Annotated in this window: 16 protein-coding genes; 7 read left to right on the top strand and 9 right to left on the bottom strand. The window is 38.1% G+C overall.

The window, feature by feature from the left end:
• Positions 1-41 precede the first annotated feature (41 nt).
• Entirely contained in the window at positions 42-1,406 is a 1,365-nt protein-coding gene (locus tag KIT27_02625; GenBank protein ID MCW5588538.1) for a tryptophanase, read from the bottom strand.
• 109 nt (positions 1,407-1,515) lie between these two features.
• Here KIT27_02625 and KIT27_02620 point away from each other — a divergent pair, with 109 nt between their 5' ends.
• The 3 genes from KIT27_02620 to fba are packed head-to-tail and all read left to right on the top strand — an operon-like array spanning position 1,516 to position 5,200.
• The gene (locus KIT27_02620; protein ID MCW5588537.1) at positions 1,516-2,691 is read left to right on the top strand and encodes a phosphoglycerate kinase; all 1,176 of its coding nucleotides are present in this window, start codon (positions 1,516-1,518) and stop codon (positions 2,689-2,691) included.
• Complete coding sequence (pyk, locus tag KIT27_02615) at positions 2,684-4,117, top strand: pyruvate kinase (GenBank protein MCW5588536.1); 1,434 nt, start codon at positions 2,684-2,686, stop codon at positions 4,115-4,117. The genes KIT27_02620 and pyk overlap by 8 nt, the downstream gene beginning before the upstream one ends.
• Positions 4,118-4,135: 18 nt before the next feature.
• Positions 4,136-5,200 carry a fructose-bisphosphate aldolase class II gene (gene fba / locus KIT27_02610; GenBank protein ID MCW5588535.1) on the top strand — a complete coding sequence of 355 codons (1,065 nt, stop codon included), beginning with the start codon at positions 4,136-4,138 and terminating at the stop codon, positions 5,198-5,200.
• A gap of 129 nt (positions 5,201-5,329) precedes the next feature.
• Here the strand turns inward: fba and KIT27_02605 are convergent, their stop codons facing one another.
• The 6 genes from KIT27_02605 to KIT27_02580 all read right to left on the bottom strand — a co-directional run bounded on the left by KIT27_02605 (position 5,330) and on the right by KIT27_02580 (position 12,877).
• A complete protein-coding gene (locus KIT27_02605) occupies positions 5,330-6,769 on the bottom strand; it encodes an AAA family ATPase (GenBank protein MCW5588534.1) in 1,440 nt (479 codons plus the stop codon).
• 204 nt (positions 6,770-6,973) lie between these two features.
• Positions 6,974-8,173: an ABC transporter permease gene (locus KIT27_02600; GenBank protein MCW5588533.1), complete on the bottom strand. Its 1,200-nt coding sequence runs from the start codon at positions 8,171-8,173 to the stop codon at positions 6,974-6,976.
• A gap of 10 nt (positions 8,174-8,183) precedes the next feature.
• Entirely contained in the window at positions 8,184-8,840 is a 657-nt protein-coding gene (locus KIT27_02595; protein MCW5588532.1) for an ABC transporter ATP-binding protein, read from the bottom strand.
• A gap of 1 nt (position 8,841) precedes the next feature.
• Positions 8,842-10,020, bottom strand: coding sequence for an efflux RND transporter periplasmic adaptor subunit (locus KIT27_02590; GenBank protein ID MCW5588531.1), 1,179 nt, complete (start codon positions 10,018-10,020; stop codon positions 8,842-8,844).
• Complete coding sequence (locus KIT27_02585; GenBank protein ID MCW5588530.1) at positions 10,020-11,438, bottom strand: TolC family protein; 1,419 nt, start codon at positions 11,436-11,438, stop codon at positions 10,020-10,022. Before KIT27_02585 ends, KIT27_02590 begins: the two co-directional genes overlap by 1 nt.
• 50 nt (positions 11,439-11,488) lie before the next feature.
• Complete coding sequence (locus KIT27_02580; protein ID MCW5588529.1) at positions 11,489-12,877, bottom strand: MATE family efflux transporter; 1,389 nt, start codon at positions 12,875-12,877, stop codon at positions 11,489-11,491.
• Positions 12,878-12,945: 68 nt separating this feature from the next.
• On the opposite strand from KIT27_02580, the gene KIT27_02575 reads away from it, so the two are divergent.
• Positions 12,946-16,746 carry an FAD/FMN-binding oxidoreductase gene (locus KIT27_02575; GenBank protein ID MCW5588528.1) on the top strand — a complete coding sequence of 1,267 codons (3,801 nt, stop codon included), beginning with the start codon at positions 12,946-12,948 and terminating at the stop codon, positions 16,744-16,746.
• 78 nt (positions 16,747-16,824) lie between these two features.
• Here KIT27_02575 and KIT27_02570 read toward each other — a convergent pair whose 3' ends face one another.
• On the bottom strand, positions 16,825-17,946 hold the full coding sequence (locus tag KIT27_02570; GenBank protein MCW5588527.1) for a hypothetical protein: 1,122 nt from the start codon (positions 17,944-17,946) through the stop codon (positions 16,825-16,827).
• A gap of 616 nt (positions 17,947-18,562) precedes the next feature.
• Here KIT27_02570 and KIT27_02565 point away from each other — a divergent pair.
• Together KIT27_02565 and KIT27_02560 are read left to right on the top strand one after the other, a co-directional pair.
• Positions 18,563-19,018 carry a hypothetical protein gene (locus tag KIT27_02565; protein MCW5588526.1) on the top strand — a complete coding sequence of 152 codons (456 nt, stop codon included), beginning with the start codon at positions 18,563-18,565 and terminating at the stop codon, positions 19,016-19,018.
• A gap of 193 nt (positions 19,019-19,211) precedes the next feature.
• Positions 19,212-20,159 carry a hypothetical protein gene (locus KIT27_02560; GenBank protein ID MCW5588525.1) on the top strand — a complete coding sequence of 316 codons (948 nt, stop codon included), beginning with the start codon at positions 19,212-19,214 and terminating at the stop codon, positions 20,157-20,159.
• A 27-nt stretch (positions 20,160-20,186) separates the two neighbouring features.
• Here KIT27_02560 and rpiA read toward each other — a convergent pair whose 3' ends face one another.
• Positions 20,187-20,852 (bottom strand): ribose-5-phosphate isomerase RpiA, encoded by a 666-nt coding sequence (gene rpiA / locus KIT27_02555; GenBank protein ID MCW5588524.1) that lies wholly within the window; start codon positions 20,850-20,852, stop codon positions 20,187-20,189.
• A 170-nt stretch (positions 20,853-21,022) separates the two neighbouring features.
• Between rpiA and KIT27_02550 the strand changes: the two genes are divergently transcribed.
• The gene (locus tag KIT27_02550) at positions 21,023-21,418 is read left to right on the top strand and encodes a VOC family protein (GenBank protein ID MCW5588523.1); all 396 of its coding nucleotides are present in this window, start codon (positions 21,023-21,025) and stop codon (positions 21,416-21,418) included.
• Positions 21,419-21,511: the final 93 nt, after the last annotated feature.

Below are 21,511 nucleotides of genomic sequence, written 5' to 3'. Positions count from 1 at the left end.
TTGTTATAACCAGGAGTAGCGCACTGGTGCGAAACTCCTGTTTAGAGTGGTGAAAATTTCGCGGTAAAATGACGTAAAAAACGCGGTTGCCAAACAATTTTTACCCCACGTAATTTTTCACGCTGGCAATATAATTCCTGCAAACATTCGATGACATAATCAAAATGACTTTGCGTATAAGCTCGACGTGGAAATGCTAACCGTACCAAATCCATGTCTGCGGGTTTTTCGCTGCCATCGGGTTGTTTACCAAATACTACACTACCAATTTCACATGCCCGAACACCACCGATTTCATATAATGCGATACAGAGCGCTTGTCCTGGATAATCTAAAGGATCGATATGCGGCAACATGGCACGAGCATCCACATAAACCGCATGTGCGCCCACGGGTTTAATGTGTGGCACTCCAATTTTTTCTAACGCATCGCCCAGGTATTGCGCGGTGCGAAGTCGATAATGCAAATAATCTTCTGCGACAATTTCTTTTAAACCTTGCGCAATGGCATCCAAATCGCGTCCAGCTAAACCACCATAGGTTGGAAAACCTTCGCTAATCACTAATTCATTGCGGCATTGTTCGGCTAATTGATCGTCATTTAATGCCAGCCATCCACCGATATTGGCAAAGGCATCTTTTTTAGCACTCATGGTCATGCCATCTGCATAAGAAAAAATTTCACGCACAATTTCTTTAATAGGCTTATTTTCATACCCTGCTTCACGTAATTTAATAAAATACGCATTTTCAGCAAAACGACAACCATCGATAAATAATAATTTACCGTGTTTTTCACAAATACGTTTGGTTTCGCGAATATTGGCTAATGAAACCGGTTGACCACCACCGGCATTATTGGTGATCGTAATCATGACTAATGGAACTTGCTGTGAATATTGCGCTAAATACGCATCCAATTTTTCAATATCCATATTACCTTTAAACGGATGCAAGGTATTAGGTTGATTACTTTCTGCAATAGCGAGATTTTCCGCGAGCGCGTGTGTGGCCTCAATATTCGCGCGTGTGGTATCAAAATGGGTATTATTGGGAATGCGTTTTCCTTCGCCACCCACAATCGACATTAAAATTCGTTCTGCGGCACGACCTTGATGAGTAGGAATAATGTGACGAAACGGCATTAATTCTTGAACGCTTTCAACAAAACGATAAAACGAGGCGGAACCTGCATAACTTTCATCACCGCGTTGTAAGGCTGCCCACTGCTCCGCACTCATCGCCGACGTACCAGAGTCCGTTAATAAATCAATTATCACATCTTGAGATTGTAGACCAAATAAGTTGTAATCCACGCGGCGTAATAATTCTTGACGTTCTTCGCGAGTAGTCATGCGGATGGGTTCTACGCTTTTAATCCGAAAAGGTTCGATGATGGTTTTCATTATTTTCCTAAAAGTATAAGTTGAAAAAACAAAACAATATACGCTCCTGACAATTTCATCAAGTTTAGGTTAGAATGCCCCTCATTTAAAATATTATGGAAACGAGAAAATGCATACTATTGTCGTAGATGATGTTGATGTTCGCAATAAACGGGTGCTAGTTCGTGAAGATTTTAACGTCCCATTACAAAATGGCGTCATTACTAATACTAAACGTTTAGAAGCAGCACTGCCTACGATTAAATTATTGCAGCAACGAGGTGCCAATATTATTCTAGTATCACATTTAGACCGTCCCCAAGAAGGGGAATTTAATCCTGAATTTTCATTACAACCTATTGCTAATTATTTATCGCAAGCGCTGCAACAAGAAGTGTCTTTAATCACAGATTGGCAAGCGGGCGTAACATTACAACCTGGCCAAATTGTTTTATTAGAAAATATTCGTTTTTATGTCGGTGAAAATAAAGATGACGATAATTTAGCACAACAACTCGCCAATTTATGTGATATTTTTGTGATGGATGCTTTTGCCACCGCTCATCGCGCCCAAGCATCGACGCATGGGGTTGCCAAATTTGCACCGATTGCGTGTGCAGGTCCATTATTAGAAGCGGAATTAACAGCATTAAGCAAAGCGCTCGATAATCCAAAAAAACCCGTAGTTGCAATTGTGGGTGGTGCAAAAGTATCAACAAAATTAGCCTTATTAGATTCACTTTCCACTATCGTCGATCATTTAATTGTCGGTGGAGGCATTGCCAATACTTTTTTAGCTGCTAAAGATTTTCCAATTGGAAAATCTTTGGTAGAAGTTGATTTAATTCCCACTGCCAAAAAATTATTATCTAAAATTACTATTCCATTACCTGTTGACGTGGTTACTGCTAAAGCTTTTGCCGCCGATGCGCCATTTGCCATTAAATCCGTCACTGAAGTGGCCGATAATGATTTAATTTTAGATATTGGGCCACAAACGCGTGCTCAATTTACCGAATTAATCAATAAAGCTCATACCATTTTATGGAATGGTCCAGTGGGCGTGTTTGAATTTCCGCAGTTTAGTGAAGGGACTGCTGCACTTGCTAAAGCAATTGCCCATTCTTCAGCATTTTCTATTGCTGGTGGTGGTGATACGTTAGCCGCAATTGATAAGTTTAATATAGCGAAAAATATTTCTTATATTTCCACGGGTGGTGGGGCATTTTTAGAATTTATTGAAGGAAAAACGTTACCCGCCGTCGCCATTTTACAACAACGTGCGAAGGAATTTCATCATGCTTAGACGAACAAAAATTATTGCAACCTTAGGCCCTGCAACTGATGATCCCATGGTTTTAGAAAATATGATCAAAGCCGGATTGGATGTGGTGCGCCTCAACTTTTCTCACGGCAGTAAAGAGGATCACGCGAAACGCATTCAAATGGTGCGAGAATTGGCAAAAAAACATCAAAAACACATTAGCGTTTTGTCTGATTTACAAGGCCCTAAAATTCGCATTGCGCGTTTTAAAAATAATAAAATTACTCTAAAAAAAGGCGCTAAATTTATTTTAGATGCTAATTTAGAGGTCAATGCTGGCGATGAATTGCAAGTCGGAATTGATTATAAAGAATTACCTAATGATGTCAGAGCTGGCGATATTTTATTATTAAACGATGGCTTAATGGAATTTGTAGTCGATAAAGTTCACGATCAAAAAATTTACTGCGAAGTTTTAGTCGATGGCGAATTATCGAATAATAAAGGCATTAATCGCCAAGGTGGCGGATTATCGGCAAAAGCATTAACCGATAAAGATAAAGCCGATTTAAACATTGCCGTAGAATTAGGCACCGATTATTTAGCCTTATCTTTTCCACGCAATGCTGAAGATGTTTTAGAAGCCAAACAGTTATTAACACAAGCCGGTTCCACCGCTGGTGTAATTGCCAAAGTGGAACGTGTCGAAGCCATTACTGCTATCGATGAAATTATTGATGCCAGCGATGGGGTCATGGTGGCGCGTGGTGATTTAGGCGTTGAAATTGGTGATGCCGAATTACCTGCGGTGCAAAAACACATTATTCATCAATGCCGCTATCGCAATAAACCGGTGATCACCGCTACACAAATGATGGAATCCATGATCGCTAACCCAATTCCTACACGTGCCGAAGTATTCGACGTTGCGAATGCGGTATTAGATGGCACCGATTGCGTGATGTTATCGGCAGAAACCGCAACCGGACACAATCCGGTAAAAGTCATTCAAGCAATGAGCCGTATTTGTTTAGGTGCCGAAAAAAATCGCATTAATTTACAATCCAGAAATCGTATGGAAGTTGAAATTAAACGTTTTGATGAAGCCATCGCCATGTCTACCATGTATTGTGCGAATCATTATAATATTAAAAGTATTATTGCTTTAACAGAATCGGGGTCGACGCCTTTGTGGATGTCGCGCATTCGTTCAGGAATTCCAATTTATGGATTAACCCGTAGTGATCAAACCTTACAAAAAATAAATTTATATCGTGGGGTCTATCCGGTAAAATTTGATTTATCCACCATGTCACCAGAAGAAGTCAATCGCGCAGCGGTTGCTGAATTAGAAAAACGCAACATCGTGCAAAAAGGCGATTGGGTGATTATTACGCGCGGTGATTTATTAGGTCAACACGGCCACACCAATTCATTAAAAATTGTTGAAGTGGGAAATGTTTATTAAATTTGTTAGGAGTTATTTATGCCCTTAATTACGTTACGCCAATTACTCGATCACGCCGCTGAACATCATTATGGTGTTCCCGCATTTAATGTCAATAATTTAGAACAAATGCGTGCAATTATGGAAGCTGCCGAGCGCACCCAATCACCGGTGATTGTGCAAGCCTCGGCTGGTGCCAGAAAATACGCGGGTCCACGTTTTATTAAACATTTAATGGATGCCGCACTCGAAGAATTTCCAGATATTCCTGTTTGCATGCATCAAGATCACGGCGCATCTCCTGCGGTGTGTCAACGTTCTATTCAATTAGGATTTTCTTCTGTGATGATGGATGGATCGTTAATGGAAGATATGAAAACACCCGCGAGTTATGACTATAATGTCAAAATTACTCAACAAGCCGTGGATATGGCGCATGCGTGTGGTGTTTCCGTAGAGGGTGAATTAGGTTGTTTAGGATCGTTAGAAACTGGCGAAGCCGCAGAAGAAGATGGATCGGGTGCCAGTGGTAAATTACATCGCGATCAATTACTCACGGATCCAGAGCAAGCTGCCGATTTTGTCAAACAAACCCACGTCGATGCTTTAGCCATTGCCATTGGCACCAGTCATGGCGCATATAAATTTTCTCGTCCACCCACCGGCGATGTTTTAGCCATTGCTCGGTTAAAAGAAATTCATCGACGCATTCCCAACACGCATTTAGTGATGCATGGTTCTTCTTCGGTGCCGCAAGAATGGCTAGAAATTATTAATGAATACGGCGGAAAAATTCCCGAAACCTATGGTGTGCCTGTTGCTGAAATTCAAGAAGGCATTCGTCATGGAGTAAGAAAAATTAATATTGATACTGATTTGCGTTTAGCTTCCACCGGCGCTATTCGGCGTTTTCTGGCGAAAAATCCCAGCGAATTTGATCCACGTAAATATTTACAAGAAACGATTAAAGCCATGAGTGAAATTTGTATCGCACGTTTTGAAGCGTTTGGTAGCGCAGGACATGCGGGCAAAATAAAAGTCTTAAGCATGGAGGCCATGTATCAATTGTATTCTGCTGGAAAATTACAACCGGTGATTGCATAAGAAATCAATTCAGAAAAGAGTAGCGCACTGAAAGTGCGAAACTCCTGCACTCATCACCTCTCATTAGATAAAATCAGGTACTAGCGGCCATGCCGGTGGTACCTGATTGTGGGATTCATTTTTTCAATCTCAATTACCGAGGAGAATCTCTCCGAAATCAATAATATTGGAAAAATAACCTTCTTCTTTCAGCGCATCTCGAATGCCATTGACATGGATTAGGACGGGGCGATACGAAAAATTTTTGGGTAGTTTTAATTTCTTAATTTTTTCATCCACTTCATTAATAATTGAAGTATTTAGTTCTGACTTATGAAATTTGATCTCACACACAAAGGCACAATTAAATTTGGTTTGGATCAATAAATCAATTTGACATCCTGCTTGCTGTTTCGTTTTTCGCTGAAAAAAAGGATTAACAAAAACCACATCTTCAAACGGTATAGCTAACTTTTGAATGATTCCGAGATCATTATTTAAAATAAGATTTTGAAATTGTAAACCCATAATACTTTCCCAAGCGGGTAAGGAAGTTACTGATTGCTTTCTAAAAAGTCCCTTATTAATTTTCGCTTTATTGGGTTCTAGGTATTTCAAATAAAACCGAACATAATTGTCTTTAAGCCGATAATGGCTCAATTTTGATTGCTTACCATTTTTTAAATGCCAAGTAAAATCCCGTGCTACAAATCCTGCTAATTCTAAATCATTTAAATATTCACTAAAATCTCCCGTTTTTTCTCTTCCGCAACTTGCTAATATTTCATCTAACGTTGCTTGACCAATCACCAGTCTTTGAATAATTTTTTTATACATTTCACTACGATTTCCAAAAATGTCGGAGAAAATGCGCTCAAATTCATCCACGAGTGGCGCATTGGGTGTAAAACATAGATGTCTGATATTTTCTTCTGCAGTCAGATGAGGATCGATCAATTCTAAATATCTTGGAACACCTCCAGTCACTGCTAATAATTTAAATTTTTCATAGGCAGTTACTTTATGTTTAACTCCTTTCCAAAATTCGTTACATTCTGGCAATGAAAGCTCATTAAGCTTCATATAAAGTGAAGGACGCCCTAGAAATAACGTACTGCTAATAATATTTTTTTCAATCCAAGATGAAACCGAACCACATAATACCAACATCAATTTAGGATTTTTTTTAAATTGCGTATCCCAAGCATTTTTTAATTTAGCGAGAAAAGTAGGATCTAGTGATCCCATCCAGGAAATCTCATCAAATAAAATGACTACTTTGTCATTAGCCACTGACTTATATAACAAAGTAAAAAGGTCTCCCCAATCGTTCATCAAAAAGCGTGGCAAATGAAACTGCTCAGCATATTGCCTGGCGAATTCGTCGAGTTGCATCTGTGGTGTGGTATCGGGACTAGGCGCCATGCCAGTGAAACAATAAAACGTTTGCCCCTTAGCGAATTCAGCAATCAGGCGACTTTTACCAATCCGCCGTCGTCCCTGGATGATGACTAAATTTGCGACCTTACGCCGGTTAAGTTGTTGTAAATCCTTGAGTTCTGCTTGTCTGCCAATGAAAATGCTATCCACGTCTAATCTCCCACACCATTTGCTGCGTTTACTATACCATGGATGTAAACGCACTAAAATGCATTTTCTCGATTTGGTGCGTTATAAATAAGGCTGAATTAAACGCACCCAAATGTGTTTTCTCACTTTGGTGCGTCACTAATGTCTCTAAATGTGGCGCACTAAAATGCATTTTCTCATTTTGGTGCGTTTGATATTAGCCTGCTATTCCGTGCGTAATGCCTCGATTGGATCTAAATCAGCAGCTTTAAATGCGGGATAAAAACCAAAAAATATTCCGGTGGCCACAGAAACGGTAAAGCCAATGGTGGGTGGTAACAAGAAAATTTGAAAATGCCACTGGGCAAAATTAGCAATAATATAAGAAATAATAACCCCTAAAATCACTCCCGCAAACCCGCCGACTAAGGCTAAGGTAATGGCTTCGAATAAAAATAACATGCAAATATCAAAACGATTTGCGCCTACGGCTTTGCGAATGCCAATTTCGCGTTTACGCTCAACCACCGATACCAACATAATATTCATCACCCCAATTCCACCTACTAATAGTGAAATACCCCCAATCAATCCCAGTAAAATAGTATAAATACGTTTTTGTTTGACCATTGAGTCAATAATTTGTTGTGCGCTACGGACAAAAATATTTTTTCCTGGGGAAACACGATTAATATAAGTTGTGATCGCATCATGAACGGCATCGATGTTAGCATTAGGATTTAAACGCATCACAATATTTTGAATATGAGCATATTTACTCATGATTAAAGCCGTCGATATCGGAATAAGAATCGCATCATTAATATCTTCGTTAAAAAACGAGTTTTCCTGCCATTGATCAGCAACACCGATGATGGTAAAAATATTATCTCCGATCCGTAATTGTTTACCTATAACATTTTGAATAGTAAATTGTCGAATCGCGCGATAGACATTGGCACCAATCACACAGAAATTATTATTATTATCCAAATGAGTAATAAATCGCCCTTGTGAGAGCGAAATTTTAATCGCTTCTTGTAAATTTTCTTCACTACCAATTAATCCGCCATTATTTAAGACGTGCCCTTGAAACGTGACCGTTTGAAACAAAATCACATAGGGAGCGACCAAACGAATTTGTGGATCGGCGTTTTTTATATTTAATGCTTCATTAATACCAAATGGTTTTTCTTTGGCAGAATCTTGTTGACTATCTTGACCGCCATAAATAGCCAGTGATAATAAATTAGTACCTAATGCTTTAAATTGTGCGAGCGCGGCTTCAGTGGCTAATTGTCCACTGGAAACCATTGCCACCACGGAACCTGTTCCAACTAATATTCCAATAATGGCTAAAATTGAACGCAATTTTGAAGACAGCAAATTTGCAAATGCTTCACGTATGTAAGGAATAATGAGCATAGAATTTTCCTTAATCCACAATTTTTCCATCTTGAACATGCACCACACGATCACATTGATCGGCAATTTTGGCATCGTGGGTAATGATCACGGTGGTGACTTTATCTTGGCGATTTAACTCAATAAATAAATTCATGACTTCTTGGCCAATTTTAGAATCCAAGGCTCCTGTGGGCTCATCGGCTAATAACACTGACGGATGCAAAATCAACGCACGTGCAATAGCAACGCGTTGTTGTTGACCGCCCGATAATTGATGCGGCTTTTGTTTAGCATATTTTTCCATGCCTACTTTTTCCAACATCGAAAAACAAACTTCGCGTTGGTGAGCAATATAATGTGGAGAATATTGCAAAGGTAATGCCACATTTTGCAAGGCACTTAAACGAGGTAATAAAAAAAATTGTTGAAATACAAAGCCCATCGTTTGATTGCGAATACGAGCCAATTCGCTGTGATTAATTTGGCTGACATCTTGCCCATTTAATTTATATACGCCTGAACTAGGCCGATCAAGCAAACCTATAATATTCATCAGCGTAGATTTTCCCGATCCCGATGCGCCCATGATCGATACTAGCTCACCAGGCTTAACCGCAAAATTAACATTATCGAGTACTTGGTGAACGTGTTCACCTAATTTATACCATTTGCATATTCCTTGCATGTCAATGGTTAACAAGAATTTTATCTCCTACTTTTAAGCCTTGTTTTATCACTACATCGTTTATTTCGGGCTGTCCTGTTTGCACTAAGACTTCTTGCGTTTTTAACGGATTTTCACTGGTAACCAATTGCACATAACTCTGGCCATTTTTTTCTACAATCGCTTTAATCGGGATCATAATTTGTTTGCCATTTTGAATAAATAATTCGACCTTCGCACTCATGCCGATGTGAATGGTTTCTTGTTGCTGTGGTGTTAAGTGAGGCACAACAATAGTTACTGGAAATGTGGGTAATCCTCCGCCATTTTCTGCGGCGGCAGCCTGCACATCAATGCTCATGACTTTACCATCGAGGGTAATATCAGGGAAAGCAACACCCGTTACTTTCACCGCCTGTCCTGGTTTAATGGCATTAATATTAATTTCATTGACATTAATATTAATCGATAAGCCGCTAAAATCGCCCAGTGACACTAACGTTTGTCCTTGTTTTACTTGGCTACCTTCGCGTAATATTTTTGCTGAATCATCGCTACTACTGCCGCCCTCTTTAATTGGCATTAAAATTATTCCATAATTACTGGCTTGAATAGAAAGCTCGTTTAATTTTACATTTAATGCTTTTTGTACTTCTGCTTCATCTTCCAAATTTAATTGCGTAATATCTGCATCTTCGTTTAAAAATCCCTTGGCATTTTTTAAAATGCTTTTTAATTTATTTTCGGCCTGAGTATACGACAAATAATTGTCAGCTAAATTACTTTTATCATTTTGATAATCATTTCTTGGAATCAATCCTGCCTGATATAACTCTTCCGTACCTTCCATTTGCACTTTGCTTGCTAAATATTTATCTTTGGCTTCTAAAAATGAAGTAAGTGCCGTTTGATAGTCTGTCATGAGTTTATCAGATTGCAATAATAATAATTCTTGATTTTTTTTAACACGCTCGCCATATCGAAAATATAGTTTTTTAACATTTCCATCCACAGGTGAAGCAATATTAACAATTTCTAAGGGTGCTATTGTTCCTGTAAAATACAAAGGCGTTACTTGATCGCGAGCACTGACTGTATAAATATTTGTGCTTATACTCTTGGTTTTATTAGGTGAAGAGCACGCCGTTAAGCCAAGACTGAAAAAAATAAGCATCCATACTGTTTTTTTAATCGTAATCATTAATATCGCAACCTCAATCCCCAACGTTGTAAACTAACCCCAATTAATTGACTAAATGTTTCCAAACTATTGGAATAATTATTTTCTGCCGTTACTACATTTAATTGTGCTTGAATTAATTGTTGCCGATTCGAATTAACCTCAAACTGCGAAACGCGACCAAATTTATTTTGTTTTAGTGAATTATCTAATACTTGTTGTTGCAGTTTTTCAGCATTGATTGCCAAATCAATTTGCCGTTTATTAATATCTAAATCGCGATAGGCGTTAATCACTTGCGAAATTACGGAGCGCTTGGTATTAGCAATATTAATCGTATTTTCTTCTAAGGCAATTTTGGCACTAACGATATTCGCGCGTAATTGCAAAGGATCGAGCGGTACCGTTAAATCTAATTCGATAGATCGGGAATTATTTAAGCCATTAAACAGCGAACGAAAGCCAGCATTAGGGCCACTGCCCGAAGCAGATCCTGTAGTTGCCGTGGCTTTTAAATCTAATTTCCACCGTTCAGCATCTTTCGCAATAATTAAAGCGCGTTCTAACGCTTTACGCTGAATAATTAAACTTTGATAACTATTATTATAAGCGAGTGCCATGTGAATGGCTTGTTCTTGACTGGGAATTTTTAGCGCAGGCAGCGTATAATTATTCACAATATTAAACTGTGTATCGGGTTCTAAACCTAATTCTTGTAATAAGGCAATTTTGGCTTGTTGAATACTGTTTTGACTGCTGATTAAACTCAACTGGCCATTGGCCACTTGCGATTGTGCCTGAATATAATCCATGTTGGATTTTGTTCCTGCTTTAATATATTTTTGCGTATCTTCAGCAGATTTTACCGATTCTTTTAGTTGCAATTGTTGAATTTTATAACTGCGCTGGGCTGAGATTAATTGATTATATAAATTTACCGTATCAACGATGGTTTGCGTGATGGTATCGCGAAAACCCATACGATTAATTTTTTCATTTTCCAACGTGGTAAAAAAATCATTTAAAACTACATCTGTGCCAAAACCTTGCAGCAGAGGTTGGGTGATAGTCGCGGTGACCACCGGATTATAATTATTAACATAATTATTATTCATGCTGATATTATAATTTGTTCCTAACGGGCTATTAATTGAAACCGCGGGATTTAAGGTGGAGTTTTTAGAATACGATTTTACACCTGCATTTTTGGTATCTTGATACGATGTTGAACCTTGCAAGGAATACTGCGGTTGAAACTGATAATACGCCAGAGCAACTTTATATTTATCGTTAACACGATTGAGTTCTGAACTCTGCACCTGCGGATTGTTGCGCAAAGCCAACATTACGACATCACGCAAGGTTAATGTACCTAAATTTATGCTGAATACCGCGGTAATCCAACAACATATTATTATTAAACTAAAAAAACGTTTCAATGCAACAATCCCGCCCTCACCTAAACATTTAAATCATATAAGCTCTCAACTTACGCTGCAACTTTATCGTGATGAAACTCTTGAATTAATTTGGACGTACTCCAGTGAAAGCGTAACCACAGTAATATTGCAGAAACAAAAATTCCCACGGCAAGACCGCACCAAATTCCTTCACCTTGTAAATTCCAGATAAATCCACAGAGGTAAGCGAAACTGATCCCAATCGCCCAATAGGAAATAAGACCCAGTAACATCGGGATAAAAGTATCTTTTAACCCGCGCAAACAGCCATTCATGATCACTTGCATGGCATCGAAGAGTTGAAATAATCCGGCAATTAATAAAAAAGTCGTGGTCACCGTTAATACGGCGCGATGCACGTGAGTGTCGGGTGGTAAATAAATGCGAGCTAAATAATAAGGGGTGGCGACGAAAAATAATAATGTTGTGCTCGCACAGATCAATCCTAAACACAAACCGGCATAACCCGCTTGCCGCGCCAATAACGGATTATTCGTTGCCATCGCTCGTCCCACGCGAATCGCTGTCGCTTGCGCAATTCCAAGTGGAAACATAAAGGCTATGGATGAACATTGCAGTGCGATTTGATGAGCGGCTAATTGAATGGTACCAAAACGCCCAATCATCAACGAAGCAAGCGCAAATAATCCCACTTCAAATAATAACATCACACTAATTGGCCAACCAATGCGAATAATTTCTCGCATATAGTGTAACTTTGGCCAAGAAAAACGGCGAAAAATAGGATAGCGACGGAAATGTGAATTGCTAGCGATATAAAATAATGCGCCTAAAAAAGCGAGTATGCTCACAATGGTAGTGGATAAACCAATACCTGCAATGCCCAGCGCCGGTAAACCCAACTTTCCATACATTAGTATATAATTACCTAAGGCATTTAAGGGAATGGAGATAATGGAAATAATCATAATGACTCGCGGACGATTGGCGACACTCACAAATTCACGTAAACACAAAAACCATAAACCGGGTAATAACTCCCATTGTAGTGCGTGAAGAAACACACGAGTTTTTTCTACTAACTGGGGATTATAATCACAGGCAATTAAAATATCTGGAACAAACCATAATAAAATAAAACACGGTAAACTTAATATAAAAGCAATCCATAAGGCTTGATGCAATAAATAAATGGTGACTTTTTTGCGTCCCGCACTATCGCTACGTGCCATTAAGGTTCCGGTGGCATTGCCAAATCCCATACAGCCGACGAATAAAAATCCTAAAATAGCGACACCTAATGCGCCTGCTGCCAAGGCATCGGGACCTAAACGCCCCATCATCACCGTATCGACAAAATCCATTCCCATTTGCGCCAGCAGCGCCATCACCAATGGACTTGCCAAGAGAAAAATTGCTTTTAATTCCCGTTTAAAACACGATAATTGTTCTTGCATAAAAAACTCGTAATATCGGTGTAGACTGTGTAAAGTTAATTGTTATCAATTTTTGTTAGCGAATTAGCATGCGTTTACGCGAAATACCTTACAATTATACTTCCTTTACCGATCGCGAAATTGTCGTGCGGTTTCTCGATAGTCATGCTTGGGAAACCATTAATCAACTACGCAATGAACAAAAAACGGGACGCTCGGCACGGATGTTGTTTGAAGTATTGGGTGATATGTGGGTAATTACGCGCAATCCCTTTATTCAGGATGATTTATTAACACATCCAAAACGTTGGAAATCATTATATCATGCTTTACATCATCGCCTAGATCAAATTATTCAACGCGCTGAAAATAATACACTGACGCTCGAATTAGTCCAGCAATGTCGAGAAGCTGTTGCCCGCTTTGCCACTCATTTTCAACAACAACGACATTTACGTAAGATTATCAAAAAACGTTTAAGTAAAATTTTACGTCACGATACTATTTGTTTTGATGGTTTATCGCGAGTTTCTCATGCCACCGATGCGTCCGATTGGCGCATCGAATATCCCTTTGTGGTGTTAAAACCCGATCGAGAGGATGAAATTCCCTTATTAGTCAAAACCTGCCATGAATTAAATTTAATCATTATTCCTCGAGGGGGTGGCACGGGTTATACTGGCGGAGTCATTCCACTACACCCTTTTACTGCAGTAATTAATTTAGAAAAATTGGAAAAATTATCCGCCATTCACCAACAAATATTGCCAGGGTGTGAAACTGCAATGGCAACGGTGACAGCTGAGGCGGGAGTCGTCACGAGGCGAGTTTCTGAGTTAGCATCCCAGCATCACTGCGTATTCGCCGTTGATCCCACGTCACAAGATGCTAGTACAATTGGCGGTAATATTGCAATGAATGCCGGTGGCAAAAAAGCGGTATTGTGGGGTACGGCACTTGATAATTTAGCAAGCTGGAAAATGGTGACGGCTGATGGTAATTGGCTTATCGTTGAAAGAGTAAATCATAATTTTGGAAAAATTCATTTACAAGAAACCGTGAAATTTCGCTTAACTCGTCGTGATGGACATCATCATAAACTCTTAGCAGAACCTGAAATTATAACGATACCTGGAAAAGAATTGCGTAAAGCTGGTTTGGGCAAAGATGTTACCGATAAATGTTTATTTGGCATTCCTGGTATTCAAAAAGAAGGTTGTGATGGCATTATTACTTCAGCAACGTTTATTTTACATCGACAGCCTGCCTTTATTCGTACCTTTTGTTTAGAATTTTTTGGCCATGATTTAAGTCAGGCTGTCTCTTCAATTATTGAAATCAAAGAATTTTTAGAACATCAAAAAACTGTATTATTGGCAGGATTAGAACATTTAGACCAGCGCTACATTAAGGCCGTGCGTTATTCAACTAAAGCCTCACGCAATGGATCACCCAAAATGATTTTAATTGGTGATTTAGTCAGTGACGATGAAGATGCTCTAGCAAAAATGGCTTCTGACGTAGTGAAAATTGCCAATCGTCGCGATGGTGAAGGTTTTATTGCCATCAGCGCACAAGCCCGTGCGCGCTTTTGGCTTGATCGATCGAAAACTGCGGCGATTGCTGCTCATACTAATGCTTTTAAAATTAATGAAGACGTGGTTATTCCACTGAATCATTTAACCGCATACAGTAATTTTATTGAGCAAATTAATATTGAGCAATCCATTATTAATAAAATGCATATTATTAATGCCGTCACTTATTATTTAAAAAAATTAGTCAATAATCAGGACGAAGAATCTCAACATATTCTCCAGCAAAAAATTGCAGCGGCTCAAGAAGTATTGTCACGAACGCAAGAACTATGGCAACACTATTTAGATCACTTAACTCGTCCTTTAAAAAATATTAAAAAATTATTACCTAAAGACATCGAAACTTCGGGTAGCCAGTCATTATTTGAATTATTACAGCGTCATGCCATTCGTATCTCCTATCGCGAAGCCATCGAAAAGCCGTTAAAATATATTTTTACCGGTGATCTCTATTTAACGATACGTAATCAACTCGATACCATTCACCAACAAATAAGAAAATCCAGAATTATTATTGCGCTTCACATGCATGCAGGCGATGGTAATGTTCATACCAATATTCCTGTTCATTCGAATGATTATGACATGTTAAATAGCGCAGAAAAAATTGTAAAACGCATTATGAGCAAGGTGATTGAATTAGATGGGGTGATCTCTGGTGAGCATGGAATTGGAATTACTAAGTTACCCTTTGTCAGTAATCAAGCAATTTATCATTTTGCAGAATATAAGAATAAAATCGATCCAACCCACTTATTTAATCGCGATAAATTATTAGATGTTTATGCTTTAGATCGTGCCTTTACTCCTTCTTTTAGCTTATTAGAACAAGAAGCCTTAATTTTAAAAGCCAGCGAATTAGGCGAATTAAATCTAGCTATTAAAGATTGCTTGCGTTGTGGAAAATGTAAACCTAAATGTCAAACCCATATTCCGCGCGCTAATTTACTTTATTCACCTCGCGATAAAATTTTAGCGACAGGTGCGATTATCGAAGCATTTTTGTATGAAGAACAAACGCGGCGCGGCATTTCGTTACAACATTTCGACGCCTTAAATGATATTGCAGATCATTGTACGACCTGTCACCATTGTTTAGCACCTTGTCCGGTAAATATTGATTTTGGCGATGTTTCTATTCGCATGCGCCAAATTTTACGCCAACGCCAACAACGCCGCCCAAAGCTTGGCACGCGTTTAGCGATGATGTATTTAAATGCTCAAAATCCTATGAATATTAAATTGCAGCGGCAATTATTTTTAAATTGGGGCAGTCGTGTGCAACGTTTAATTCATCAATTTATTAAACCATTTTTACACGAGCAGCCATTACCAAAAGCTACCACTGGAAAAACGCCTGTGCGTGAACAAGTTATTCACTTTATGCGCAAGCCCTTAGTGAATTCCATGCAATTAAAACCCATTCGCCAATTATTAACCATTGAAAATGAAGAATTTATTCCCTTATTACGCGATCCTAGTCAAATAACTGCAGAAAACGAAGCGGTATTTTATTTTCCTGGATGTGGTTCTGAGCGTTTATTCAGTCAAGTGGCTTTGGCTACTTTGGCTATGCTTTTTGATTTAGGTATCATTACGGTGTTACCACCGGGTTATTTGTGTTGTGGCTATCCGCAAAAAGCTGAAGGTGATGCGCAAAAAGGTACGGAAATTAGCACACGTAATCGAGTATTATTTCATCGCGTTGCTAATACCCTCAATTATTTAGATATTAAAACCGTGATTGTTTCATGCGGAACCTGTCACGATCAATTACAAGATTATCAATTCGATAAAATTTTTCCGGGTTGTCGAATTATGGATATTCATGAATATTTATTTGAAAAAAATGTAAAAATTAAACCTTCTGCATCAACTCAATATTTATATCATGACCCGTGTCATTCACCAATTAAACATTATGAACCCTTAAAAATTGCTGAAACCTTAATGCAACAACCTATTTTACCCTCTAAGCGTTGTTGTGGAGATGCCGGAACCTTAGCCATGTCTCGCCCTGATATTGCTCATCAATTGCGTTTTCGTAAAGAGCAGGAAATTAGCAAAGGCATACGTGAATTATCCGGGGAAAATAAAGTGGTGAATAATAATATTAAACTTTTAACCACCTGCCCTGCTTGCGTAAAAGGCTTAAGCAATTATCAATCCAGCACCGGGATCACCACAGATTACATTATTGTGGAATTAATCGCGCAGTTATTGGGTGAACATTGGCAAGAGAATTTCATTGCCAAGGTGAATCGGGGTGGGATTGAACGCATATTATTATGAACTCTAGACTCAATACGACTGGATTTTCAACCTATACTCTTCACACTTGAATTTTAGGCTTTGTTGCTAAGTTTAAAACTAATTGAGATATCTATCTGCAATAAATTTTCTCATCAAAGGATCTATTAATTTTAGCCCGTCCTTGGTTTCGTAGAGATAATCATGATTTAATAAATATTGCACAGCATTTTGCGTGCTGGAGAGTGGTAATTTCACTTGATCTAAGAAAATTTTGCTATTCGGTTCGCTAACTATACCCAGTAATGCAATCACAGTAAGAACCTTTGTCCTATTAGTATTAAGATGTTCGAGATCGGCAATAATTTTTCCTTTATTTTCAAGCAAGGCCTGATCCCAACATTGGGTTATTTGTGCCAATGACGGAGCCATGTCGAAATCCCATAATTTATCGCATAAAAAATTGACATAATAAGGATGACACTCTGTGATCATTAAAATTTCATCTATGATTTCATCTTTTAACTCAATATGCCATTTTTTTTGTGCCGCATTTTTAATATGTTGATGAAAATGTTCAGAACTAATTCTTTCCAAGATAATTTTATTGCAAAGCATATACAATGGTTGTTTTTTATCATCGAAAATTTTATTCAACATCATTCTCGAACTGCCTGAAAAAACATAAGTCACGTATTTAGAATGTTGTGCTACAGCTCGGATAGTGGCTTGTATTTTGTTTGTATCATCTGCTTTTAATACATCTTGAAATTCATCAAAAAATATCACCACCGCTCTATTTTTTTTTTGTGCCAGATGCTCTATTCCTTCTAATAAATCTTCTAACTGGCTAATAGCATTATTGGTTTTTCCAAATTCTACTTTAATTTCTATTGCTCCCGCTTTAATTCCAATTGAGGCAGATTTAAAACATTGTTCTACTAAACGAACTGCTTGCTCGGAAAAGGTAACCATTTCGCGGATCACTTTCGACAAACTCTTAGCTATTTTCCGACAAATATCTTCTTCATACACCACACAAAATAAATCAACCCTGGTATATAACAGTCCCATTTGCAACAATGTCTGTTCCACGAGACTAGTTTTTCCATAGCGGCGCGGCGCCACCACTACGGTATGCTGATTTTTATGAATATTACTGGCTAGAACTTTAGTTTCGTTCTGGCGATTACAAAAAGTTAACTTAGTAGCGACTTTCGTTGTGAAATAGTTTGTATTCATTGGTTACACCATTGATTTCGTTACCATGATTATACACCACACTTTTAGGTGCGCAAGCACGGTAACCAACATTACGGTGCGACGGATGAGCTTGCTTTATATAATTCATTGATTTTTATATATAATATTAAAAATAAGTGGCTAGTGTGCGTTTAATCATGAATACAATATCGCTATTAGCATTAATATGGGTAATCGTCAGTTGAGGATTTTCGCGCTGATAAATACGGAATATCTGCTTTTACTAATGATGGATGTAACGCAATACCGTGGTACGTGTCACGTTAAACTTTTGCATAGTATTGGTTACTAAATCATGAGGGTGTTTATTAACGGCATGGAGTATATCTTCTCGAATCGCCTTTGCTTGGGTAGTCATGACATCTTTCCTATTATGACTAGTTATAATAAATGCAACCATTTATTTGGCCTTGACTCTTCTTCCCGATCAGGTAATATGATCTCATTAAAGGAGAACATCACGAGAACTTAAGGATGATCCATAAAAATTCTGCCAATTTTTAATATAACCTTAAGGTTTTTATAGTAAAATAAACAGTATGGGCTAAAGGAATTAGCGCTAATTATAACTTGTTGAGAATAAAGTAATACCATTATGTCGATTGAAACTGAAATTAAAACGCAATCTAAAATTAACTTATTTGGCTTTTTTAACCGCAAAGAAAGTCGTCGTCCTGTTCATGAAGAGAAAAAAACCTCCTTAGTCGACTTAAATCCCTTCCTAGAATTTATAAACAATGAACTCTTTTCAATTAACGTGCTGCCAATCCACGCAGCCAAACAATTTCAATCGCTATTACCACAGTTATATATCCAGCAGCCTCATCGTGCCGATGCCATTAATCAATCGTTAAACGACTTTCGCAGAGAAATCATGCAAACCTCAAAAATGGATTTGTCAGTGATTTCCGATATTGATTTTTCAAAAGTTGAAAATCTTCCCATATTGGTCAATATTATTAATAGAATTCGTGGTACTGAGTTGAGATCTCGAGTAATGAATCACTTTACTCAGCTCTTATCCCCCGCTACGCCCTCTATTTCCATCTAAGCTGAAAAACTGTATCAACCTTAACCAAAAAACATGCCACTGTAAGAAAAAGCTGATATGATCAAGCGCAGATTTCCAGTTATCTTTGCTGTAACAGTTCGGTTACAATCTAATTAACAGATGACATAAGAGAATTACCAAAAAGGTAAAGAATAATGAATGGTCAGAATAACAAAAGTATAGAGGTGATATAATGGCGTTTTCAGATCCTGGAACTGAAATTTGTTGTGAATATTCAAAACATAGCAACGAAAATTTTTCACGAATTCAGCTTAGCGGTTATCCCTTTATAGATGACTATTATCTCACTGGTAAATTCTTACTTGCAACAATCCAAACTTACCTAGTGTCAATCGAATATTCATCCGATTTTCGGATTAGCGTTGAAAATAATATGCCTGATAAAGAGATTAATATTCATTATATGTTCAATGGAATTACTTTATCAGAAAGGATTTTTGCTGAAAAAATTTTAGATCAAGATGGCAAGCACACTCATCAACTTAACAATGTTAAACACCAATTTTATTTACGCGGTGAGCTGGAAACTAATATTAGTGATCAATTAATAGAAAGACCTTATCAAAGTTTTCAATTTAAAATAACGCGGAGCGAAACTGCGCCCACAACTACCAATAGGTCAGATCCTTTTGAGCCACATTATCGGTTATGCCAAGAGAAATTAAATGATAATTTATCGAAACGCTTAACTCAGCATGAACAGTTGCAATTGAGTGCTATGGAGAAGGCTCAAGAACATATTAGAATATTAAAGAGTGAAATTGAGGAATACAAAACAAAAATAAGAGATTGCAAAGTGCTATCAGAAAATTTCTACAACCCCTTTTCTTGGCTAAAAAAACACTTCCTTATTCCATTTTATAATTATCAAATAACAATTAAAAATAATAAAATCACATTTTTAGAAAACTTAACAAAATCTAATGAATATGCTACTAAGGCCACGACTTTAACTACTCAAAGCTATTATCCTAACGCATTTTCTAAACCAAGCGCTCCTATTGCTTTCCTCTTCGGTAAAAAAGCACCCAGCAGAACGGAACAATGCACAAAAGAGGTTTTAAAATTGATGCAAGAACGAGAAGAATTACTTTCTCCCCGTGCAGTTTTGAAATCATAAAAATTAGATTTCTTCAGAGCAAACCATCTATCGTACCTTAATTTCCCTAACCCCCTGCATACCCGCTACTAAAATTATATCCGCCCGCCGTTTGACGAAAATGCCATTCTCTACCACACCAGGAATATGATTTAAGGTTGCTTCTAACGTATAGGGATCGGTTAAATTTAAATTATAAATATCTAGAATAATATTGCCATTATCGGTTTTAAACCCTTCGCGATATTCCGGTTCGCCACCGAGTTTCACTATTTCGCGCGCAACAAAAGAACGCGCTAAGGGTAGAACTTCAATCGAGACAGGATGTTTTTTTCCTAATACATCCACTAATTTCGTGTCATCGACAATACAAATAAATTGTTTTGCGCAACTTGCTACAATTTTTTCGCGCGTGAGTGCACCACCGCCACCTTTAAGACACAATCCCGCTTCGTTTACTTCATCCGCACCATCGATATAAACGCTAATTTCATGCGCATGCGCTAATTCAATCACGGAAATTCCACTGGCTTTTAATCGCTGCGCGGTTTGTTCGGAACTGGCCACCGCCGCTTCAATGGTGCCCTTATGTTGAGCTAATAAATCAATTAGATAATTCGTGGTGGTGCCTGTTCCCACACCCAACACACCTTCGCGCGGTAAATAAGCTAATGCCGCTTGCGCTGCTGCGCGTTTTAATTGATTTTGATCCATCATAACATCCTCGAAATTGTCGTATTGAAAATGAAAAATAAATTCTTCACGCTTAAGCGTTAGGCTTAATTGCCGAACTAATATTCTTGTCTTGAATAGCGTTCAGCGATTGAGAGAAATCATAACAAGTGCTAGACTTTCAAGCAATTTTATTCACGGAAAATTCTACCATGTCGACTCGTCCACCCAGTCATTTAGGCATGCGTCATGTGGCTTTATTTGTTGAGGATTTAGATGCCTGTCGCGATTTTTATCATCGATTATTAGGATTAGAGATTGATTGGGAGCCCGATGATGATAATGTCTATTTGAGCTCAGGTTACGATAATGTAGCGCTACATCGCTATTTGGGTAATAAATTATTTGCCCCCGAACAACGTTTAGATCATATTGGGTTTGTATTAAAAAAAGCGGAAGATGTCGAAGCGTGGTATCAATTTTTAAGTCATCATCACGTTAAAATAAAAGCTAAGCCTCGCCAACATCGCGATGGTACCACCAGTTTTTATTGCTACGATCCCGATGGCAACGTCGTGCAATTGATCCATATTCCTAACATAATATAGCGCACTGGTATCGTTCTACCTGCCTGTTTAAATCGGTTCGTAGAGCCTGTTCAAAATTTCCAATCTTGGTCATAAACTGCCGATTTTTGAGCA

This window comes from Legionellales bacterium, from assembly GCA_026125385.1.
Classification (GTDB): domain Bacteria; phylum Pseudomonadota; class Gammaproteobacteria; order JAHCLG01; family JAHCLG01; genus JAHCLG01.
This window is presented reverse-complemented; position numbering and strand designations above follow the sequence as displayed.